Below are 16,869 nucleotides of genomic sequence, written 5' to 3' on the forward strand. Positions count from 1 at the left end.
TTTCACAATTAAATTATCTCAATATAATACACATATGTTAGTTTTTATTATTATTAAATAATATAGCACCCAGAAATTTTACTAGAAGTGTTATCATTTATGGCAAACACAGTGGTATATCATCGGTCGGTTCCAAGTTAGAAAACGACAATCGGGGGCTAATTGCCCTAAAAGGGATACACTACACTGCTGCCAATCAACTCAATGGTGCGAAAAAGCCCGTTATACCCAAGCATTAACAGCGTTCACTCACAAACTGTGTGAAGATCATCGCCCAGGCACTCAAGCCTCTGACTCTTTTTTTCAACAATAACCATTTTCTATTCTTAAAATGGGGAAATGACGAATCAGGCACAATGGATTTCAATTCGTTATTTCACCAATTATTAGATATTAAATTACAGATCTATTAACACACTGTTTAATATAAAAACTCATTGAAAATTTATCTGTAAAATCTCAAAACATAGAAAATACATAAAATAAATATCGAACACTGAATTTCAATTCCATACCATGTGATTAATCAATTATAAAAAACAATAATTATAAATGACATATGCTATTGTTATGTCGTTATTTATATACCAAAAAACTCCATTTAAAGCCTGCAAAATAGAATAACATCTATTAATCCCACAAATATATTCTGATAGTAATTTAACCTTATCATTCTAATGAATTTTTCCATGGTTAGCATATGTGTCACCATACAACTCAAAAATAAGCATAAAAAACCAAAAAATCATAAAAACCAATGGAATGCACCAGAAATAAAAACCAAATTAAATTCATTCATGATAATGACTTTTTTTGTTTTCTGAAAAAAATCATTTGCGCAGTTGAATTTCATTAAATTAATACCCAAAAAATTACTTTACCACTCCAATATTATGTCATGTGAAAACATAACTTTTTATTAATAATGTTAAATAAAGGGTTGTCAGTGCATTTTAATATGTTAGGGTATATGTTGGTAAAATATCAGCGGAGTAATTGAACGCAATATATCATCAACAACAGGAAAATATTATTCCATGACTGTTAAACTTGAAGTTAAGAATCTCTATAAAATATTTGGTAATAATCCTGGGCCAGCATTTAAGTTATTAGCGTCTGGTCTCAGCAAAGAACAAATATTTGAAAAAACAGGTCTCACCGTCGGTGTTCAAGATGTCAATCTGGCCATTGAAGAAGGCGAAATATTTGTGATCATGGGATTATCTGGTTCAGGTAAATCCACACTAGTACGTCTTCTCAATCGTCTGATAGAGCCTACCAAAGGCCATGTACTTATCGACGGCAAAGATATTTCCACTATCACAGAAACTCAGCTACGAGACGTTCGCCGCAGCAAGATCAGCATGGTCTTCCAGTCATTTGCACTTATGCCACATTTGAATATTCTGGAAAATACGGCGTTTGGTATGGAGCTTGCGGGTGTCCCCAAAGAAGAGCGTCATCAAAAAGCACTTGAAACGCTGCAACAAGTCAATCTCGAAAACTACGCTCTATCCTATCCCGATGAACTTTCCGGTGGTATGCAGCAACGTATTGGGTTAGCCAGAGCTTTGGCTAACAATCCCGATATTCTGTTAATGGATGAAGCCTTTTCAGCCCTCGATCCTCTCATCCGAGCCGAAATGCAAGATGAATTACTGCGCCTGCAAGGGGAACATCAACGTACCGTGGTTTTTATTTCCCATGACTTGGATGAAGCAATGCGTATCGGTGATCGCATTGCCATCATGCAGGACGGTATTGTCGTTCAGGTCGGCACACCTGATGAGATTATGAATAGCCCCGCTAATGATTATGTCAAAACATTCTTCCGTGGTGTGGATGTTGGACATGTCTTCTCAGCCAAAGACATTGCCCGCCGCCGACCAGAAACGTTGCTTCATGCCGCTGCAGGTTTTGGTCCCCGCTCTGCATTGAAAGTGCTGGATAATGAAGACAGAAACTATGGCTATTTAATCGAAAAAAACCAGAAGTTTATTGGTGTGGTATCTGCCAATTCCCTGCAACAAGCATTGGCAGAAAAAAAATCCATTGAACATGCCATATTGGAAAAACCAACCGCCGTTTCGGCAGATATTCCGCTGAATGAATTGATATCCACTGTCGCGCAATCTCCCTGCGCCGTTCCTGTCATAGATGACAATAACCGTTATTTAGGTGTCATTTCCAAAGGAATACTGCTACAGGCCTTAGATAAGGAGGCACCCAATGGACAATAACTCTCCACAGACAGTCACTGATCCCACCAATAACAGTGATCCCTGGATGGACAGTGGCACCGCTGCTCCTGCATCAAACCACGATTGGCTGAATACTTCTGCAACCAATATTCCACCAGAACACTTTAATTTCATGTCACCTTTTCAGCATAAGCTAATTCCGTTTGACTCATGGGTAACCAATATCATTAATTGGGTTGTCATACACTTCCGGCCTGTTTTTCAAGTCATCCGCGTCCCAGTAGATTTTGTCCTCACTGGTTTTGAGCAGTTCCTGACGACATTGCCCCCTCCCATCACCATTTTGTTTTTTGCGTTACTCGCCTGGCAAATTGCTGGTGCAGGAATAGGTGTAATCGCTTTAATTTCACTGATTATGATCGGTGTAATTGGCGCATGGTCAGAAGCGATGATAACCATGGCTCTGGTGCTAACTGCCCTACTGTTCTGCCTTATCATTGGGCTTCCTCTTGGGATCGGATTAGCTCGCAATGAACGGCTGGCCAAAATTGTTCGCCCCTTGCTGGATGCTATGCAAACCACTCCTGCTTTCGTTTATCTCGTTCCCATCGTAATGCTGTTTGGCATAGGGAATGTACCCGGTGTCATCGTCACCATCATTTTTGCTTTACCTCCCATTATTCGTCTGACAATTTTGGGAATAAAACAGGTTCCATCAGATTTAATTGAAGCCGCCAGATCATTTGGGGCAAGCCCACGGCAAATGTTGTTCAAAGTTCAATTGCCGTTGGCGATGCCTACAATTATGGCAGGTGTGAATCAAACATTGATGTTAGCGCTTTCTATGGTCGTCATCGCTTCCATGATTGCGGTTGGCGGCTTGGGGCTGATGGTATTGCGCGGTATTGGCCGTCTTGATATAGGATTAGCTGCCGTTGGCGGGACAGGCATTGTCATTCTTGCCATTATCCTTGATCGCCTGACTCAATCCTTGGGCAAAAATCATCGAACCAGAGGAGGACACTGGTATCACTCTGGGCCAATAGGATTACTGCGACTACTTTTTCTCTCAATTCGTTCAATAAGAAAAAAAACCGTCCATCAAAATCATGCCAGTCAAAATAATACGTCCAAAACGATATCCAACCTGGCAACAAAAGGAGGAAACAACCATGCGCATAATCACCTTATGCAAAGAGATCATGAATAAGGGGATAATTTTTGCAACGCTTCTCATGGTATTCATAAGCCTCTCATTATCCTCAATAGCATCTGCCACTGACCTTCCCGGCAAAGGTATCAGTGTACAACCGCTACAAAGTACAATCACTGAGGAAACATTTCAGACTTTGATTGTCTGCAAAGCATTAGAAAAACTCGGCTATGACGTCAAACCGATCAAAGAAGTTGATTATAACATTGCTTACACTTCCATTGCTTCTGGTGATGCCACCTTTATGGCCGTCAATTGGGTACCACTCCATGATGCCCCATACAAAGCTGCCGGAGGAGATAACATCTTCTATCGCAAGGGAAATTATGTCGTAAATGCGGCTCAAGGGTATCTTATTGATAAAAAAACCGCAGAAAAATATCACATCACCAATATTGCTCAATTAAAAGATCCTAAACTTGCCAAGCTGTTTGATAGTAATGGAGATGGAAAAGCAGATTTGACAGGCTGTAACCCTGGGTGGGGGTGTGAAAGTGCGATCAATCATCATTTAGCTGCTTATGGATTGAAAAATACCGTGGAACAAAACCAAGGCAATTATGCGGCTATGATGGCTGACACTATTGCCCGTTATCGGGCAGGTAAGCCTATCCTCTATTACACTTGGACACCTTATTGGGTAAGTGATGTACTGAAACCCGGAAAAGATGTCGTTTGGCTTCAAGTACCCTTCTCTGCCATCAGTGAGGGAGATACCGTCAATACCCAGTTGCCTAACGGACGTAACTATGGCTTCCCTCCCAACTCCATGCGTATCGTGGCAAACAAAGCGTGGGCAGAAAAGAACCCCACTGCGGCGAAACTTTTTGCTGTTATGACCTTACCTATTGCTGATATCAGTGCTCAAAATCAGCTCATGCATAACGCTAAAATTTCAGAAGCTGATATTGAACGCCAGGCTGAAGACTGGATCAAAACACACCAGAAAATAGTAGATGGTTGGTTAAAAGCAGCCAGAAAAACCGTTCACAAAGCATAAATTAACCTTTCCTTCATTTTGCACCTGGGTAGCCGTGAATATGTTAACAAAACTCACGACTATCCAGCACACACTCTTCTATCACGATCAATTCCTTTGTTCTCAATGATATTATTTAAATAATTTATATATTTTATATTTTCACTTTCATCATATTTTGTTAATGTTGTTTTATCTGTTAACAAAAAAATAAAATACTCCATGCCAATGCCTGATAAATCTGCATCTGATATACCAATATCTGATACATCAGAATCCGAGAATCCTCTACCACACAAGGCTTCTTCATTTAAAGAAGGTATTTGGGATAGTCTCCCAATCGCCATTGGTTATATTCCCATCTCTTTTGCATTTGGCTTAAGCGCCACTAAATTGGGATTTACTCCTATAGAGGCCATATTTTTTTCCTGTGTCATTTATGCTGGTGCCAGCCAGTTTGTCATCACCGCTTTACTGAGCGCAGGAATGTCATTGTGGTTTTCTGCGCTAACCGTAATGGCAATGGATATCCGCCACATTTTGTATGGCCCAGCCTTGCGTTATCGCATCAAACAAAAATTGTCGGAAAAGAAAACCGTAATTTGGGCCTTTGGCCTGACTGATGAAGTTTTTGCCGCAGCAACAGCCAAATTGATTAAAGACCAACGAAGTTGGAGTGAAAACTGGATGGTCGCCATTGCAGCATGTTCCTGGCTCTCTTGGGTGTTGGGTACCGTAGCTGGGGCCATATTGGGTAACGGTTATTTGAGTTCTTATCCCGCCATTGAAGCTGCCATGATATTTATGCTTCCGGCTCTATTCTTAAGTTTTTTGTTAGCATCTTTCAAAAAACAAAATACCTACTGTGTTACCGCTGCTTTATTAGGCGCATTAATGGGAATCACATTTTTTTCAATCCCCATCGCGATTCTCGCGGGGATCGTGAGTGGATGTTTAGCCGCACTTTTGCAAACTAAAAATGCATGATTAGCACCTTACATAATTAATATATTACATATTTAGCTCATTATATGATTGATAATAAAATACTTCTTATCGGACTTATTGTAGGCGCTGCCAACTTTTTATTCCGCTATCTTCCTCTGCGTCTGGGTGTCAATCGCTCGCCGGCAGAAAAAAAAGGAAAAATGGGTGTCATACTCGACAGCATTGGTATTGCATCAATTTGTTCACTCCTTATCGTCTCAAGCATTCCTGACGTCATGAAGGAGCACAACAAATTTTTTCCGACTCTCATTGGCAGCCTAACCATCTGTCTGTTTTTCTACAAAACTCGAAGCATCATTATTTCAACACTGTCTGGTGCCATAGCTTTTGGAATAATATTCAAGCTATTTATGAATTAGGTATCAATATTAAAAGAAATATGATGATAATAAATAACTATAATTGCTAAATTTAACTTTTAATATAGTATTTGTATGGTTTTTAACAAAAGTTACTTTACCGGTTGAAACTAATAAGGTATCTAAACAATGGAAAGTTCATTCACTCCCACAGAAGAGTTACTTAATTGCCGTGTAGCACAGCAAAAAAGTTTACCCTATCAAGAGATATTACTGACTCGCTTATCTATGCATGTCCAGAGCAGGCTTCTAGAAAATCGCAACAACATGCTGAAAGCACAAGGAATCAATGAAACCTTGTTTATGGCTCTGATGATTCTGGATACCAAAGAAAGCCGTAGCATTCAGCCATCAGAACTCAGCGCTGCATTAGGCTCTTCCCGTACAAATGCAACCCGAATTGCAGATGAATTAGAAAAGCAGGGCTGGATAGAGAGAAAGGAGAGCCATAATGATCGTCGTTGTCTCCATCTCCATCTCACAGAAAAAGGTTCAAATTTCTTGAACAGTTTACTTCCACCACAGCATGAATGCCTGGTTAAGCTTTGGTCTATCCTGGATTCAGAGGAGAAAAAACAGTTAGAAAAATTGATGAGAAAAGTTTTGGGACAATTAGATAATATTGGGGATTGTTTAAGTAAGTGATTGCCTTTCTTCTGGACGGTCTTGAACTAAGAAAACATGTTATAGCAACATGATCTAAAAAAACTTTTCTACTAGCCTGTATCATCAGATACTTCGTATGGCTAACTATTATCTTCAGATAATACTTAAATCCATATCGTTCGTCTCTTCCAGTAGTGTAAGCGCACACTACTGGAAACGTGTTTTGTCCTGTCGGGGCCACACAATTAATAATAAGTTAAAAACAAATATGGGGACTCTCCATGAGTATTAGTGAGAAAGCATCACTTCCGTCTAGCGAAAAAACGCTATCCTCAAGCGAAAAACACTCTCCTGCAAAGGTGAAAACAAAAAATAGGACTAAAAAACAGAAACGCCGCCATATCATTACGTTATTGATAATATTTTTCCTTCTGCTTGGGGCTGGCTATACCGTTTACTGGTTTCTCACTTTACGTCACTGCCAAGAAACCGATAATGCCTATGTTACAGGTAATCAGATACAAGTCATGTCGCAAATTGCAGGTAGTGTCGTAACTGTTAATTTTGACAATACTGATTTTGTGAAAAGTGGTCAGCCTCTTATCCAACTCGATCCTCGTGACGCCGAATTGGCCCTGGAAAGAGCCAAAAATGAATTAGCCAATACTGTCCGAATCACTCATCAACACATGATCGACAGTAAAAGATATCAAGCCATCATTGAGCTGAAAAAAATTGCTCTCAGAAAAGCGCAAAGTGATCTCAATCGAAGGGAAATATTGGGAACTCAGAATTTGATTGGTAAAGAAGAGTTGCAACATATGCGCGAAACTGTCTCTGCTGCCCAAGCTGATCTGGATGTTGCAATAGCTCAATATAAAAGCAATCAAGCCATTATTTTGGATACTCCACTGGGAAAACAGCCAGCTATCGAAAAAGCGGCCTCCGGCGTTCGTGATGCCTGGCTCGCCTTGCAGAGAAACAATATTGTCAGCCCTGTTGATGGTTATGTTGCTCGTCGTAGCGTTCAGGTAGGTTCCCGTATCAATTCAGGAACACCATTGATGGCGATTGTACCCGCCAACAATATGTGGATTGAGGCCAATTTCAAAGAAACCCAACTGGCAAATATGCGGATTGGACAGCCGGCTACAATCATCAGCGATTTCTATGGTGACGATATTGTCTATACTGGCAAGGTTGCAGGTATCGATATGGGAACCGGTAGTGCCTTTTCCCTATTGCCAGCACAAAATGCCAGCGGAAACTGGATTAAGGTCGTACAACGCTTGCCAGTCCGTATTGAACTTGATCCTGAACAATTAAAACAACATCCATTGCGAATTGGGTTATCAACAAAAGTCACCGTGGACACAGCGAACACCGATGGAACTGTACTGGCAACCACCGGACGTACCCTTCCGGCCTACCAGACCAAAGCCTTGACGATAGATATGGCTCCTGTAAACAAAATAGTTACTGACATTATTAATAGTAATGCAGGAAACCAAATTTAAGGAGGGGTCATGGTAACAAGAGAACCGCTTACAGGTGCGAAACTCGCCATTTTGACCATTATTCTTTCAATGGCGACTTTCATGCTTGTTCTCGACTCTACCATTGCCAACGTCGCCATACCGACGATTGCTGGTAATCTGGGTGCATCAAGCTCGCAGGGAACATGGGTGATTACCTCCTTCGGTGTCGCAAACGCAATTTCCATTCCTATCACCGGTTGGTTAGCAAAGCGTTTCGGTGAAGTGAAATTGTTCCTCTGGTCTACCGCAATTTTTACTCTTTCATCTTGGCTATGTGGCCTTTCCAACAGCCTCGGTATGTTAATTTTCTTCCGCGTTATGCAAGGGTTGGCCGCAGGCCCCGTACTCCCCCTTTGCCAAAGTTTGTTGTTAAATAACTATCCACCAGCGAAACGCAACATGGCATTGGCACTATGGTCGATAATGATTGTTGTTGCCCCCATTTGTGGACCTATCCTTGGTGGCTATATCAGTGATAACTATCATTGGGGATGGATTTTTTACATCAATATCCCCCTTGGTATTGCAATTATCTTTATTATCACGCAGCTATTGCGTGGCCGAGAAACAAAAACGGAAATCCGCCCCATCGACATTATTGGGCTGTTTTTACTGGTGATTGGTGTAGGCAGTCTGCAAATTATGCTTGACCAGGGCAAGGAACTTGATTGGTTTAATTCCACCGAAATTATTATCCTTACTATTACTGCTATTATCGCACTTATTTTCCTGATCATATGGGAACTGACTGATGATCATCCGATAATCGATCTATCCCTGTTTAAGCTACGCAACTTTTCCATTGGTACGCTGAGTATTAGTCTCGGCTTCATGATGTACTTTGGTTCGATTGTTTTACTGCCACAGCTATTGCAAGAAGTTTACGGCTATACCGCAACGTGGGCTGGCTTTGCGGCTGCACCTATAGGATTGCTGCCACTGTTATTGTCACCCGTCATTGGCAGGTTTGGCCATAAGATAGACATGCGCTATATCGTGACATTTAGTTTCATTACTTATGCGATTTGCTTCTATTGGCGGGCGTATACCTTTGAACCAGACATGGGTTTCGCTGCTACAGCATGGCCTCAGTTTGTTCAAGGGCTTGCCATGGCATGTTTCTTTATGCCATTGACAACCATTACATTATCAGGGCTAGGGCCAGAACGAATGGCCTCAGCTTCCAGCCTGTCAAATTTTACCCGTATATTGTCGGGTTCAATCGGGACATCTCTCACAACTACAATGTGGACACAACGTGAATCGATGCACCACTCGAACCTTACGGAGTACATCAACCCATATAACCCTAATTATCAGCAAATACATCAGCAATTAGCTCAATTAAGCATGAATGATGAACAAATATCAGCTTATCTGGCAAAACAGATCACTCATCAAGGATTAATTATCTCTGCCAATGAGATCTTTTGGCTTTCAGCAGGTATATTCCTTATCTTGACATTATTGATCTGGCTGGCAAAACCGCCTTTTTCTGCCGGAGGTAAAGACCACGGGGGAACGCATTAAGCTTATTATATTGAATATACAGATTTTAACGGGAGTATTACTCCCGTTAAAAAAATGCTACAGCCACAACCCTCTCATCATCATAAAGTATTACTTACGATTGAGAGGATTGTGCAGTAAATTCAAGAGGACAGTCGTGACAATTCCCGACTCCTGGTAATTTATTTCTTTGGCAGCAACAACGGCGTTGGGTCATGACTATCCAATAAATAGGGTATTTATTCTGGCTCACTAAGGATATGATCTTTCTTTTTTATCAAATGATAATAAAAATGATTATTATTAATAACCATGAAAAAAATAACGAATTTAGAGAAAATAAAAACTTAACTCAATAATTTTATTTAAAATAATAACAAGTGTTTTATTTAATTTTGAGAAATATTTTTTATGAAATAATAAAAACAAACTTAATAAATAAAGGGAATAAAATAAGGCCCTGACTAAATAGACAGGGCCTTATTAGCAATGGATATTAAACTATCTATTTCCAAGTCACTATTCTTTGACTAAATAGCAACTTGAGATAGGTAATAAATTAAACCTTATTCTGGCGCCACCATTCCGCCAGCATAATACCTGTTGCAACAGAAACATTCAGGCTTTCTACCCGCCCCGTTCCACCAATAGAAAGACGAATGTCACCATCTTCCCAAATGCTGTCACTTAATCCGTCACTTTCCTGACCCAACACCAAGACCATTTTTTCTGGCAATGTTGCTTGTGCCAGTGTTGTGCTACCTTTATGACTTGATGTGGTCACAATTGTATAGCCTTGGTTACGGAATTGATTTAGCGTAGCCGTGAATCCATCTGCATCAATGCCTTTGATGTGCTCAGCGCCTCCTTCTGCTGTACGAACAGCCGCACCTGATTCCAACAGCGCTGTATCCTGCAAAATCACACCCTGTACGCCAAAATGCGCACAACTACGCATAATTGCGCCAAGATTATGTGGGTTACCTACATTTTCCAATGCCAATACACAATCTTTTACTGGTGCCTGCTGCAAATAGGTTTCCACATCCAAACCATTGCGTTTCTTAATCAGGAAACATACGCCACCGTGATGCTCTGTACCTGATGCCTTGGATAGCTCTTCGTCGTCAACTACATGGTAAGCTTTGCGATTTGCCGCCATCCATTTCAATGCATCGCGAAAACGCGGCGTGACCGATTGAACAAACCAGGCCCGAACAATCGCATCAGGACGGTTCTGGAACATTGCCTGACAAGCATTTTCCCCATAGATGCGAGTTTCTTCCAAACGCTGACGACGAAGCTGTTCAGGATCAATGTTGCTTTTGCCGCTAATACCTTGATGCTCTGGACTAAGAGATTCGCCCTCTGGACGGGAGATAGTTCTCCACGGAGAACGATCGCCTGAACGCACTGGGCGTTCATTGCCACGACGGCGGTCACCCTGATCACGCCCTTTACCAAACGGACGGTTATCACTCTTACGGCTGTCACTGTTTTGACGACGATCTCCGCCCTTACGGTTATCGTTATTGTCCTCATTATTGCGGACATACATTACTTTGACTTTGCCGTTCTTACCACTATAGGAATCGTTCATTTATTTCTCCAACTGCGTTATGGCGCGCAGATTACCCGATGTACGCGCCCGAAGCTACCTCTGGTAACGACAATCCATTAAAATATCCGCTAATTTTTTACTGATTTTATCCACGAACATGTTTGAGTTCTTAAATGAGAAATAACAACGCCGTTTATCAGCTTCGCCAACGCCGCCTTGCCCGTTCTACCCGCCCTTTTCTGGCAAGAGGGTGCCGGGTGCCGCGTTGCCTGCATTGTTTATTACCCCAAAAAAAATGTCTGTGTGGAATGATTTCACCTGCAAATGCGGAAAGCCGCTTCTGTCTCATCATGTTCGATACTGAGCCGATGAAACCCAGTAATACGGGAAAGTTGATTGCAGATATTCTGCCTGATACATGCGCTTTTCTCTGGTCTAGAACCGAGCCTGATCAACAACTGCTCGAAGTCGTGCGTGATCCAACCCGACAACCCTATCTGATCTTCCCAGACAGTTATGCTACGCCTCCTCGTACGGTGTATCAGAAGATCCCTGCTAACCAAAAACCACCGCTGTTCATTATATTGGATGGTACTTGGCCTGAAGCAAGAAAAATGTTTCGTAAAAGCCCATATTTGGATGATATTCCCCTATTGTCTATTAATAATATTGCCAAAATGGACTATTTACTTCGGGTTCCCTCCAGAACAGAACAACATTGTACTGCCGAGGTCGCGGCTGCGGCATTAGAATTAGCTGGGGATATTAAAGCGTCACAATCATTATTAAATCATTTCAATCACTTTCGTGAACAATATCTGGCAGGAAAATCTAATCATCTGTAGGAATAACTCACAGTAATGCTTGACAATCCGCGCTAAAGTAACTGACGGTGGCTAAAGTTATTCATGGTAATTGTTTAATCAACAGTGATTGTTTATTGATGTGATAACTAATAAGGAACCCCGGAAATGAGCCAGCGCGGACTTGAAGCATTATTACGCCCTAAATCTATCGCCGTTATTGGTGCTTCTGAAAAGCCAGAAAAAGCCAGTTCAGTGTTGATGAGAAATTTGTTAATGGGTGGATTTACAGGGCCTATTCTCCCCGTAACACCAAACAAATCTGCCGTTCTGGGTGTGTTAGCCTATCCTTCTATCGATAAATTACCATTATCTCCTGATCTGGCTGTGATCTGTACTCATCACAGTCGCAATTTGTCTTTACTAGAGCAATTGGCTCAACACGGATGCAAAACCGTCATCATTTTATCCTCCCCGCCATCACAATTTACTGAATTGAAACAGTGCAGCCAAAAACATCATCTTCGAATTCTGGGACCAAATAGCCTTGGCATCTTAGCACCCTGGAGCGGGCTAAATGCCAGTTTTTCCCCGATCCCTATCCTTAAAGGTAAACTCGCCTTTATTTCACAATCAGCAGCAATATCCAACACAATTCTGGACTGGGCCAACCATCGTAATATTGGTTTTTCGTATTTTATTGCCTTGGGTGACAGTGTTGATATTGATATTGATGACCTGCTCGACTTTTTAGCAAGAGACAGTAAGACCAGTGCTATTTTGTTGCATCTCGAACATATCAGCGATGCCCGCCGTTTTCTTTCTGCTTCCCGAAGCGCTTCACGCAATAAACCTATTCTGGTCGTGAAAAGCAGTCGTACCCGGAAAGTTCAGAAGTTACTGGGAGAACAACAAAATTTCGATGCTGCTTATGACGCAGCCATTCAACGCGCCGGATTACTGCGTGTACAAGATACACATGAAATGTTCTCCGCAGTGGAAACATTGAGTTTTATGCGGCCATTGCGCGGAGAACGTTTATTAATCGTCAGTAATGGGGCAGCGCCTGCGGCGATGGCACTGGATGAACTATTCAGGAGAACTGGCAAACTCGCTATATTAGGTGAGGAAACGATCAATGGATTGTCTGGCATACTTCCAGACACGCTGCTTTTACGTAATCCATTGGATATCGGTGATGACTCCTCCACCGAACGATATATTGCTGCACTCAGGTTACTTTTGGATAGTCATGATTATGATGCCTTATTGTTAATCCACTCTCCTAGTGCCATATCCCACAGCCAAACTACAGCGGTTAGAGTTATACAAACCATTAAAGAGCATCCTCGTGGGAAATGGCTCACTATTTTCACTAATTGGTGCGGAGAATACTCTTCATTGGAAGCCCGACGTCTGTTCAGTGAGGCTGGTATTCCAACTTATCGGACACCAGAAGGTGCCATTACCGCCTTTATGCATATGGTGGAATATCAGCGAAACCAAAAACAGTTAAAAGAAACACCATCTTTACCCATTGGCATCACATCGAATACGTCTCGAGCCCATGAATGTATACAGAAGGCGCTTGATAACGGGAATGTCCGACTGGATACCCATGAAGTACAACCTATTCTCGATGCTTACGGTTTAAATACTTTACCGACTTGGATCGCCCATACCAGTGATGATGCGGTCAATATTGCAGAAAAAATTGGCTATCCTGTGGCATTAAAGCTCCGCTCCCCTGATATTCCACATAAATCAGAGGTTCAGGGAGTGATGCTTTATTTACGTAATGCTGATGAAGTTAAGGCCGCAACACAAGCGATTATTGAACGTGTCAAACAAAACTTCCCGCAAGCCAGGATTCATGGATTATTAGTACAAAGCATGGCTAATCGGGCTGGCACACAAGAGCTGAGAATTGCTATTGAGCAAGACGAGATATTTGGTCCCTTAATCATGCTAGGCGAGGGAGATATTGATTGGGTGCATGAAACACAGGCGGCTGTCGCTCTTCCTCCCCTTAATATGGCATTAGCCCGTTATCTGGTTATTCAGGCAATTAAGAGTGGCAAAATAAAATCTGGCGGTTCACTTTTGCCGCTGGATATTCTTGCCCTCAGCCAGTTATTGGTCAGAGTATCCAATCTTCTGATCGATTGCCCTCAAATTACTCGTATGAATATCCATCCACTGCTTGCATCAGGTAATGAATTCACGCTATTGGATGTGACAATGGAGTTGATGACAGTAACAGGCGATCCCCACAATAGACTGGCTATCCGGCCTTATCCTAATGAACTGGAAGAAACTATCTACATCAAAGATGATCTTGAATGTTTGCTACGACCAATCCTGCCGGAAGATGAACCTTTGCTGAAAGCATTTATCGGTCAAGTAACAAAGGAAGATCTTTATTATCGCTATTTCAGTGAAATTAACGAGTTTACTCATGATGATCTTGCAAACATGACCCAAATTGATTACGACCGAGAAATGGCATTCGTAGCGATCCGACATCCAGCAACAACACCTGAAATTATTGGTGTCGCTCGTGCTATGGCTGATCCCGATAATATCGAAGCTGAATTTGCGATATTAGTCCGATCAGATCTGAAGGGGATTACGTTAGGTTATCAACTTATGACTAAACTGATTAACTATACAAGAGAACATGGTATTCAGGCACTAACGGCTATCACTATGCCTGAAAACCGTAATATGATCCAACTTGCGAAAAAACTTGGGTTTACCATTGATATACAGTTAGAAGACGGTATTGTTAATCTTATGTTGAAACTCTAGCAAAAAATAAATTCAATGTGCATCTCGTGATGAGTGATAAAAAATGCTCACTCCGTGATAGATCGCACAGTCTTAAAGCAATCAACTCAAGAGAGTTAATTCATACTCACAATGAACCAAACTAATGGTATCATCGCCAGATCATTTTGATTCATACACCTTATGATGGTATTAACTCCATCTAGACTAAGAGAAAAACGCACTGTGATGTTGTCCAAATTTAAACAAGCAAAACACCAACAACACCTTGCACAATTGCCTAAGCTACCGCAATCAGTTGCTGACATTGAGACACTTTATGAATCTAAAGTATTTCGCAGCACCGTATTGGAACGTATAGAAAATGCCCAAAAGCATATCTATATCACCGCCTTATATTTAGAAAATGATGATGCAGGGCGGGATATTCTGACTGCATTATATGAAGCCAAACAAAAACGCCCTGAGCTGGATATAAAGATCCTAGTCGATTGGCATCGTGCCCAACGTGGTCGTATTGGTGTAGAAGCTGCGGCAACAAATGCAGATTGGTACTGCTCCATGGCTGAAAGCTACCCTGATGTCAACATTTCCATCCTGGGTGTTCCAGTGAATACTCGTGAAGCACTGGGAGTTTTACATCTGAAAGGCTTTATCTTTGATGATACGGTTATTTACAGCGGAGCCAGTATTAATGATGTCTATTTGCACCGCAATGAAAAATATCGTTACGATCGTTATCATTTACTGCATAACGCGAAACTTGCTGTGGTCATGAAGCAATTTATCGATGATAGTATTATTAGTGCAGAAGCCGTAAAAAATTTAGCCTGCCACAATCGTCCTCGTAGCCTTCAAATTAAAAATTTGATCCGCCAATTTCGTGCTTCATTGAGGAATGCCGAATATCACGTTGAAAATCAAGCATCCAATGAAGAATTGGCAGTAACTCCCCTTGTGGGATTGGGCAAAAAAAATCTGCTGAACAAAACAATTTGTCATCTCATGTCTTGCACTGAAAACAAGCTGGTTATTTGTACACCTTATTTCAATTTACCAGCAGTATTAGTACGTGCAATATCTCGGCTACTCCGCCAAGGAAAGCAAATTGAGATCATCATTGGAGATAAAACAGCTAATGATTTTTATATTCCACCAGAAGAGCCATTTAAAATTATTGGGGCATTGCCTTATCTGTATGAAATTAACTTACGTCGATTCACTAGTCGGCTGCAAAAGTTTATCGATAGCCAACAATTAACTATTCGGTTATGGAAAGATCAAGATAACACTTATCACTTAAAAGGGATCTGGGTTGATAATAAATGGCAATTAATTACGGGTAATAACCTTAATCCTCGCGCATGGGGATTAGATCTGGAAAATGCCATTCTTATTCACGATCCCCACCAAGAGATGAACAAGCAACGTACAATGGAATTGGATTGCATCCGTACTCATACAAAAATTATCCACAGTTATCAGGAAATAGAAAGTATTCAACTCTATCCTGTTAAGGTACGCAAACTGATACGACGCTTGCGCCGTATTCGGGTGGATCGATTAATCAGTAGGATACTGTAGAATAGATAAATAATTATTGTTTTTTTGAATCCCCTCTCGCTATTGCCAGAGGGGATTTTTGTATCTTATTTATCAAACGGTTATGATTTAGAAAAATAAATTATGGCGTGAATTGCGATGAAAAAAAACATCACCACTCTGATACGAAATATATTAATGATTTTTCCTATCCTATTGAATACTTCTTGTTCCAATATACGTCTGGCAAATGACAACTGGACAGGAAAAGATAAAGTACAACATTTTTTATTTTCTGCAATTGTAGCTGCCGCGGGCAATACTTATGGTGATCGTCAACATTGGGGGCATCGTGAAAGTGCACAATTTAGTGTATTACTATCCGTTAGTATTGGTGCAATAAAAGAGCTTTATGATAGCCGCCCATCAGGAACAGGCTGGAGTTGGCATGATATTGCTTATGATATAGCTGGAGCGATGGCAGGTTATAGTTTATATCAATCCGTGAAATAATTTTTAATCTTCTATTTCTAAAGCACCCAAACGCAAAAAAGCCATCCGGTAACGGATGGCTTCTCTGACTGATTGAATGTCTGGCAGTGTCCTACTCTCACATGGGGAGACCCCACACTACCATCGGCGCTACGGCGTTTCACTGCTGAGTTCGGCATGGGATCAGGTGGGACCACCGCGCTGTTGCCGCCAGACAAATTCTGTTTTCAATCCCGAACAAGCCCGCTTTCTCTGAAACTTCTCTCTC

The 16,869-nt window shown here is 41.4% G+C and carries 14 protein-coding genes, 1 rRNA gene and 1 pseudogene; 12 read left to right on the forward strand and 4 right to left on the reverse strand.

The window, feature by feature from the left end:
- The first annotated feature begins 1,037 nt into the window (after positions 1-1,037).
- Genes proV through proX form a run of 3 tightly spaced genes read left to right on the forward strand, consistent with a single transcriptional unit; the run spans position 1,038 to position 4,414 of the window.
- Positions 1,038-2,240, forward strand: coding sequence for a glycine betaine/L-proline ABC transporter ATP-binding protein ProV (gene proV, locus Xets_RS02790; protein WP_187651132.1), 1,203 nt, complete (start codon positions 1,038-1,040; stop codon positions 2,238-2,240).
- The gene (proW, locus tag Xets_RS02795) at positions 2,230-3,411 is read left to right on the forward strand and encodes a glycine betaine/L-proline ABC transporter permease ProW (protein WP_099131084.1); all 1,182 of its coding nucleotides are present in this window, start codon (positions 2,230-2,232) and stop codon (positions 3,409-3,411) included. The genes proV and proW overlap by 11 nt, the downstream gene beginning before the upstream one ends.
- A gap of 25 nt (positions 3,412-3,436) precedes the next feature.
- On the forward strand, positions 3,437-4,414 hold the full coding sequence (gene proX / locus Xets_RS02800) for a glycine betaine/L-proline ABC transporter substrate-binding protein ProX (RefSeq protein ID WP_370588201.1): 978 nt from the start codon (positions 3,437-3,439) through the stop codon (positions 4,412-4,414).
- A 59-nt stretch (positions 4,415-4,473) separates the two neighbouring features.
- On the opposite strand, the gene Xets_RS23175 is transcribed toward proX, so the two are convergent.
- The gene (locus tag Xets_RS23175) at positions 4,474-4,740 is read right to left on the reverse strand and encodes a hypothetical protein (RefSeq protein WP_244208788.1); all 267 of its coding nucleotides are present in this window, start codon (positions 4,738-4,740) and stop codon (positions 4,474-4,476) included.
- Here Xets_RS23175 and Xets_RS02810 point away from each other — a divergent pair.
- The 5 genes from Xets_RS02810 to emrB all read left to right on the forward strand — a co-directional run bounded on the left by Xets_RS02810 (position 4,622) and on the right by emrB (position 9,434).
- Positions 4,622-5,380 carry an AzlC family ABC transporter permease gene (locus Xets_RS02810; protein ID WP_244208765.1) on the forward strand — a complete coding sequence of 253 codons (759 nt, stop codon included), beginning with the start codon at positions 4,622-4,624 and terminating at the stop codon, positions 5,378-5,380. The genes Xets_RS23175 and Xets_RS02810 overlap by 119 nt on opposite strands.
- Before the next feature lie 44 nt (positions 5,381-5,424).
- On the forward strand, positions 5,425-5,760 hold the full coding sequence (ygaH, locus tag Xets_RS02815; protein WP_099131082.1) for an L-valine transporter subunit YgaH: 336 nt from the start codon (positions 5,425-5,427) through the stop codon (positions 5,758-5,760).
- A 129-nt stretch (positions 5,761-5,889) separates the two neighbouring features.
- A complete protein-coding gene (gene mprA / locus Xets_RS02820) occupies positions 5,890-6,405 on the forward strand; it encodes a transcriptional repressor MprA (RefSeq protein WP_099131081.1) in 516 nt (171 codons plus the stop codon).
- Between the two features lie 242 nt (positions 6,406-6,647).
- A complete protein-coding gene (emrA, locus tag Xets_RS02825; protein WP_099131080.1) occupies positions 6,648-7,883 on the forward strand; it encodes a multidrug efflux MFS transporter periplasmic adaptor subunit EmrA in 1,236 nt (411 codons plus the stop codon).
- Between the two features lie 9 nt (positions 7,884-7,892).
- Complete coding sequence (gene emrB, locus Xets_RS02830) at positions 7,893-9,434, forward strand: multidrug efflux MFS transporter permease subunit EmrB (RefSeq protein ID WP_187651133.1); 1,542 nt, start codon at positions 7,893-7,895, stop codon at positions 9,432-9,434.
- Positions 9,435-9,528: 94 nt separating this feature from the next.
- Here emrB and Xets_RS02835 read toward each other — a convergent pair.
- A pseudogene (locus Xets_RS02835) lies at positions 9,529-9,675 on the reverse strand ((2Fe-2S)-binding protein); the annotation flags it as partial.
- A gap of 297 nt (positions 9,676-9,972) precedes the next feature.
- A complete protein-coding gene (locus Xets_RS02840; RefSeq protein WP_187651134.1) occupies positions 9,973-11,013 on the reverse strand; it encodes a tRNA/rRNA methyltransferase in 1,041 nt (346 codons plus the stop codon).
- Positions 11,014-11,147: 134 nt separating this feature from the next.
- Here Xets_RS02840 and Xets_RS02845 point away from each other — a divergent pair, with 134 nt between their 5' ends.
- From Xets_RS02845 to Xets_RS02860, 4 genes are all read left to right on the forward strand, one after another.
- Entirely contained in the window at positions 11,148-11,819 is a 672-nt protein-coding gene (locus Xets_RS02845; protein WP_099131077.1) for a tRNA-uridine aminocarboxypropyltransferase, read from the forward strand.
- Positions 11,820-11,945: 126 nt separating this feature from the next.
- Complete coding sequence (locus Xets_RS02850; protein WP_099131076.1) at positions 11,946-14,588, forward strand: bifunctional acetate--CoA ligase family protein/GNAT family N-acetyltransferase; 2,643 nt, start codon at positions 11,946-11,948, stop codon at positions 14,586-14,588.
- Between the two features lie 204 nt (positions 14,589-14,792).
- Positions 14,793-16,151, forward strand: a complete 1,359-nt coding sequence (gene pssA, locus Xets_RS02855) for a CDP-diacylglycerol--serine O-phosphatidyltransferase (protein WP_187651135.1) — start codon at positions 14,793-14,795, stop codon at positions 16,149-16,151.
- A gap of 156 nt (positions 16,152-16,307) precedes the next feature.
- Complete coding sequence (locus Xets_RS02860) at positions 16,308-16,622, forward strand: YfiM family lipoprotein (RefSeq protein ID WP_255430557.1); 315 nt, start codon at positions 16,308-16,310, stop codon at positions 16,620-16,622.
- Positions 16,623-16,700: 78 nt separating this feature from the next.
- Here Xets_RS02860 and rrf read toward each other — a convergent pair.
- Positions 16,701-16,816: ribosomal RNA gene (gene rrf / locus Xets_RS02865) — 5S ribosomal RNA — on the reverse strand.
- Positions 16,817-16,869 lie beyond the last annotated feature (53 nt).

The sequence above is a fragment of the Xenorhabdus sp. TS4 genome (genome assembly GCF_014467265.1).
Lineage (GTDB): Bacteria > Pseudomonadota > Gammaproteobacteria > Enterobacterales > Enterobacteriaceae > Xenorhabdus > Xenorhabdus ehlersii.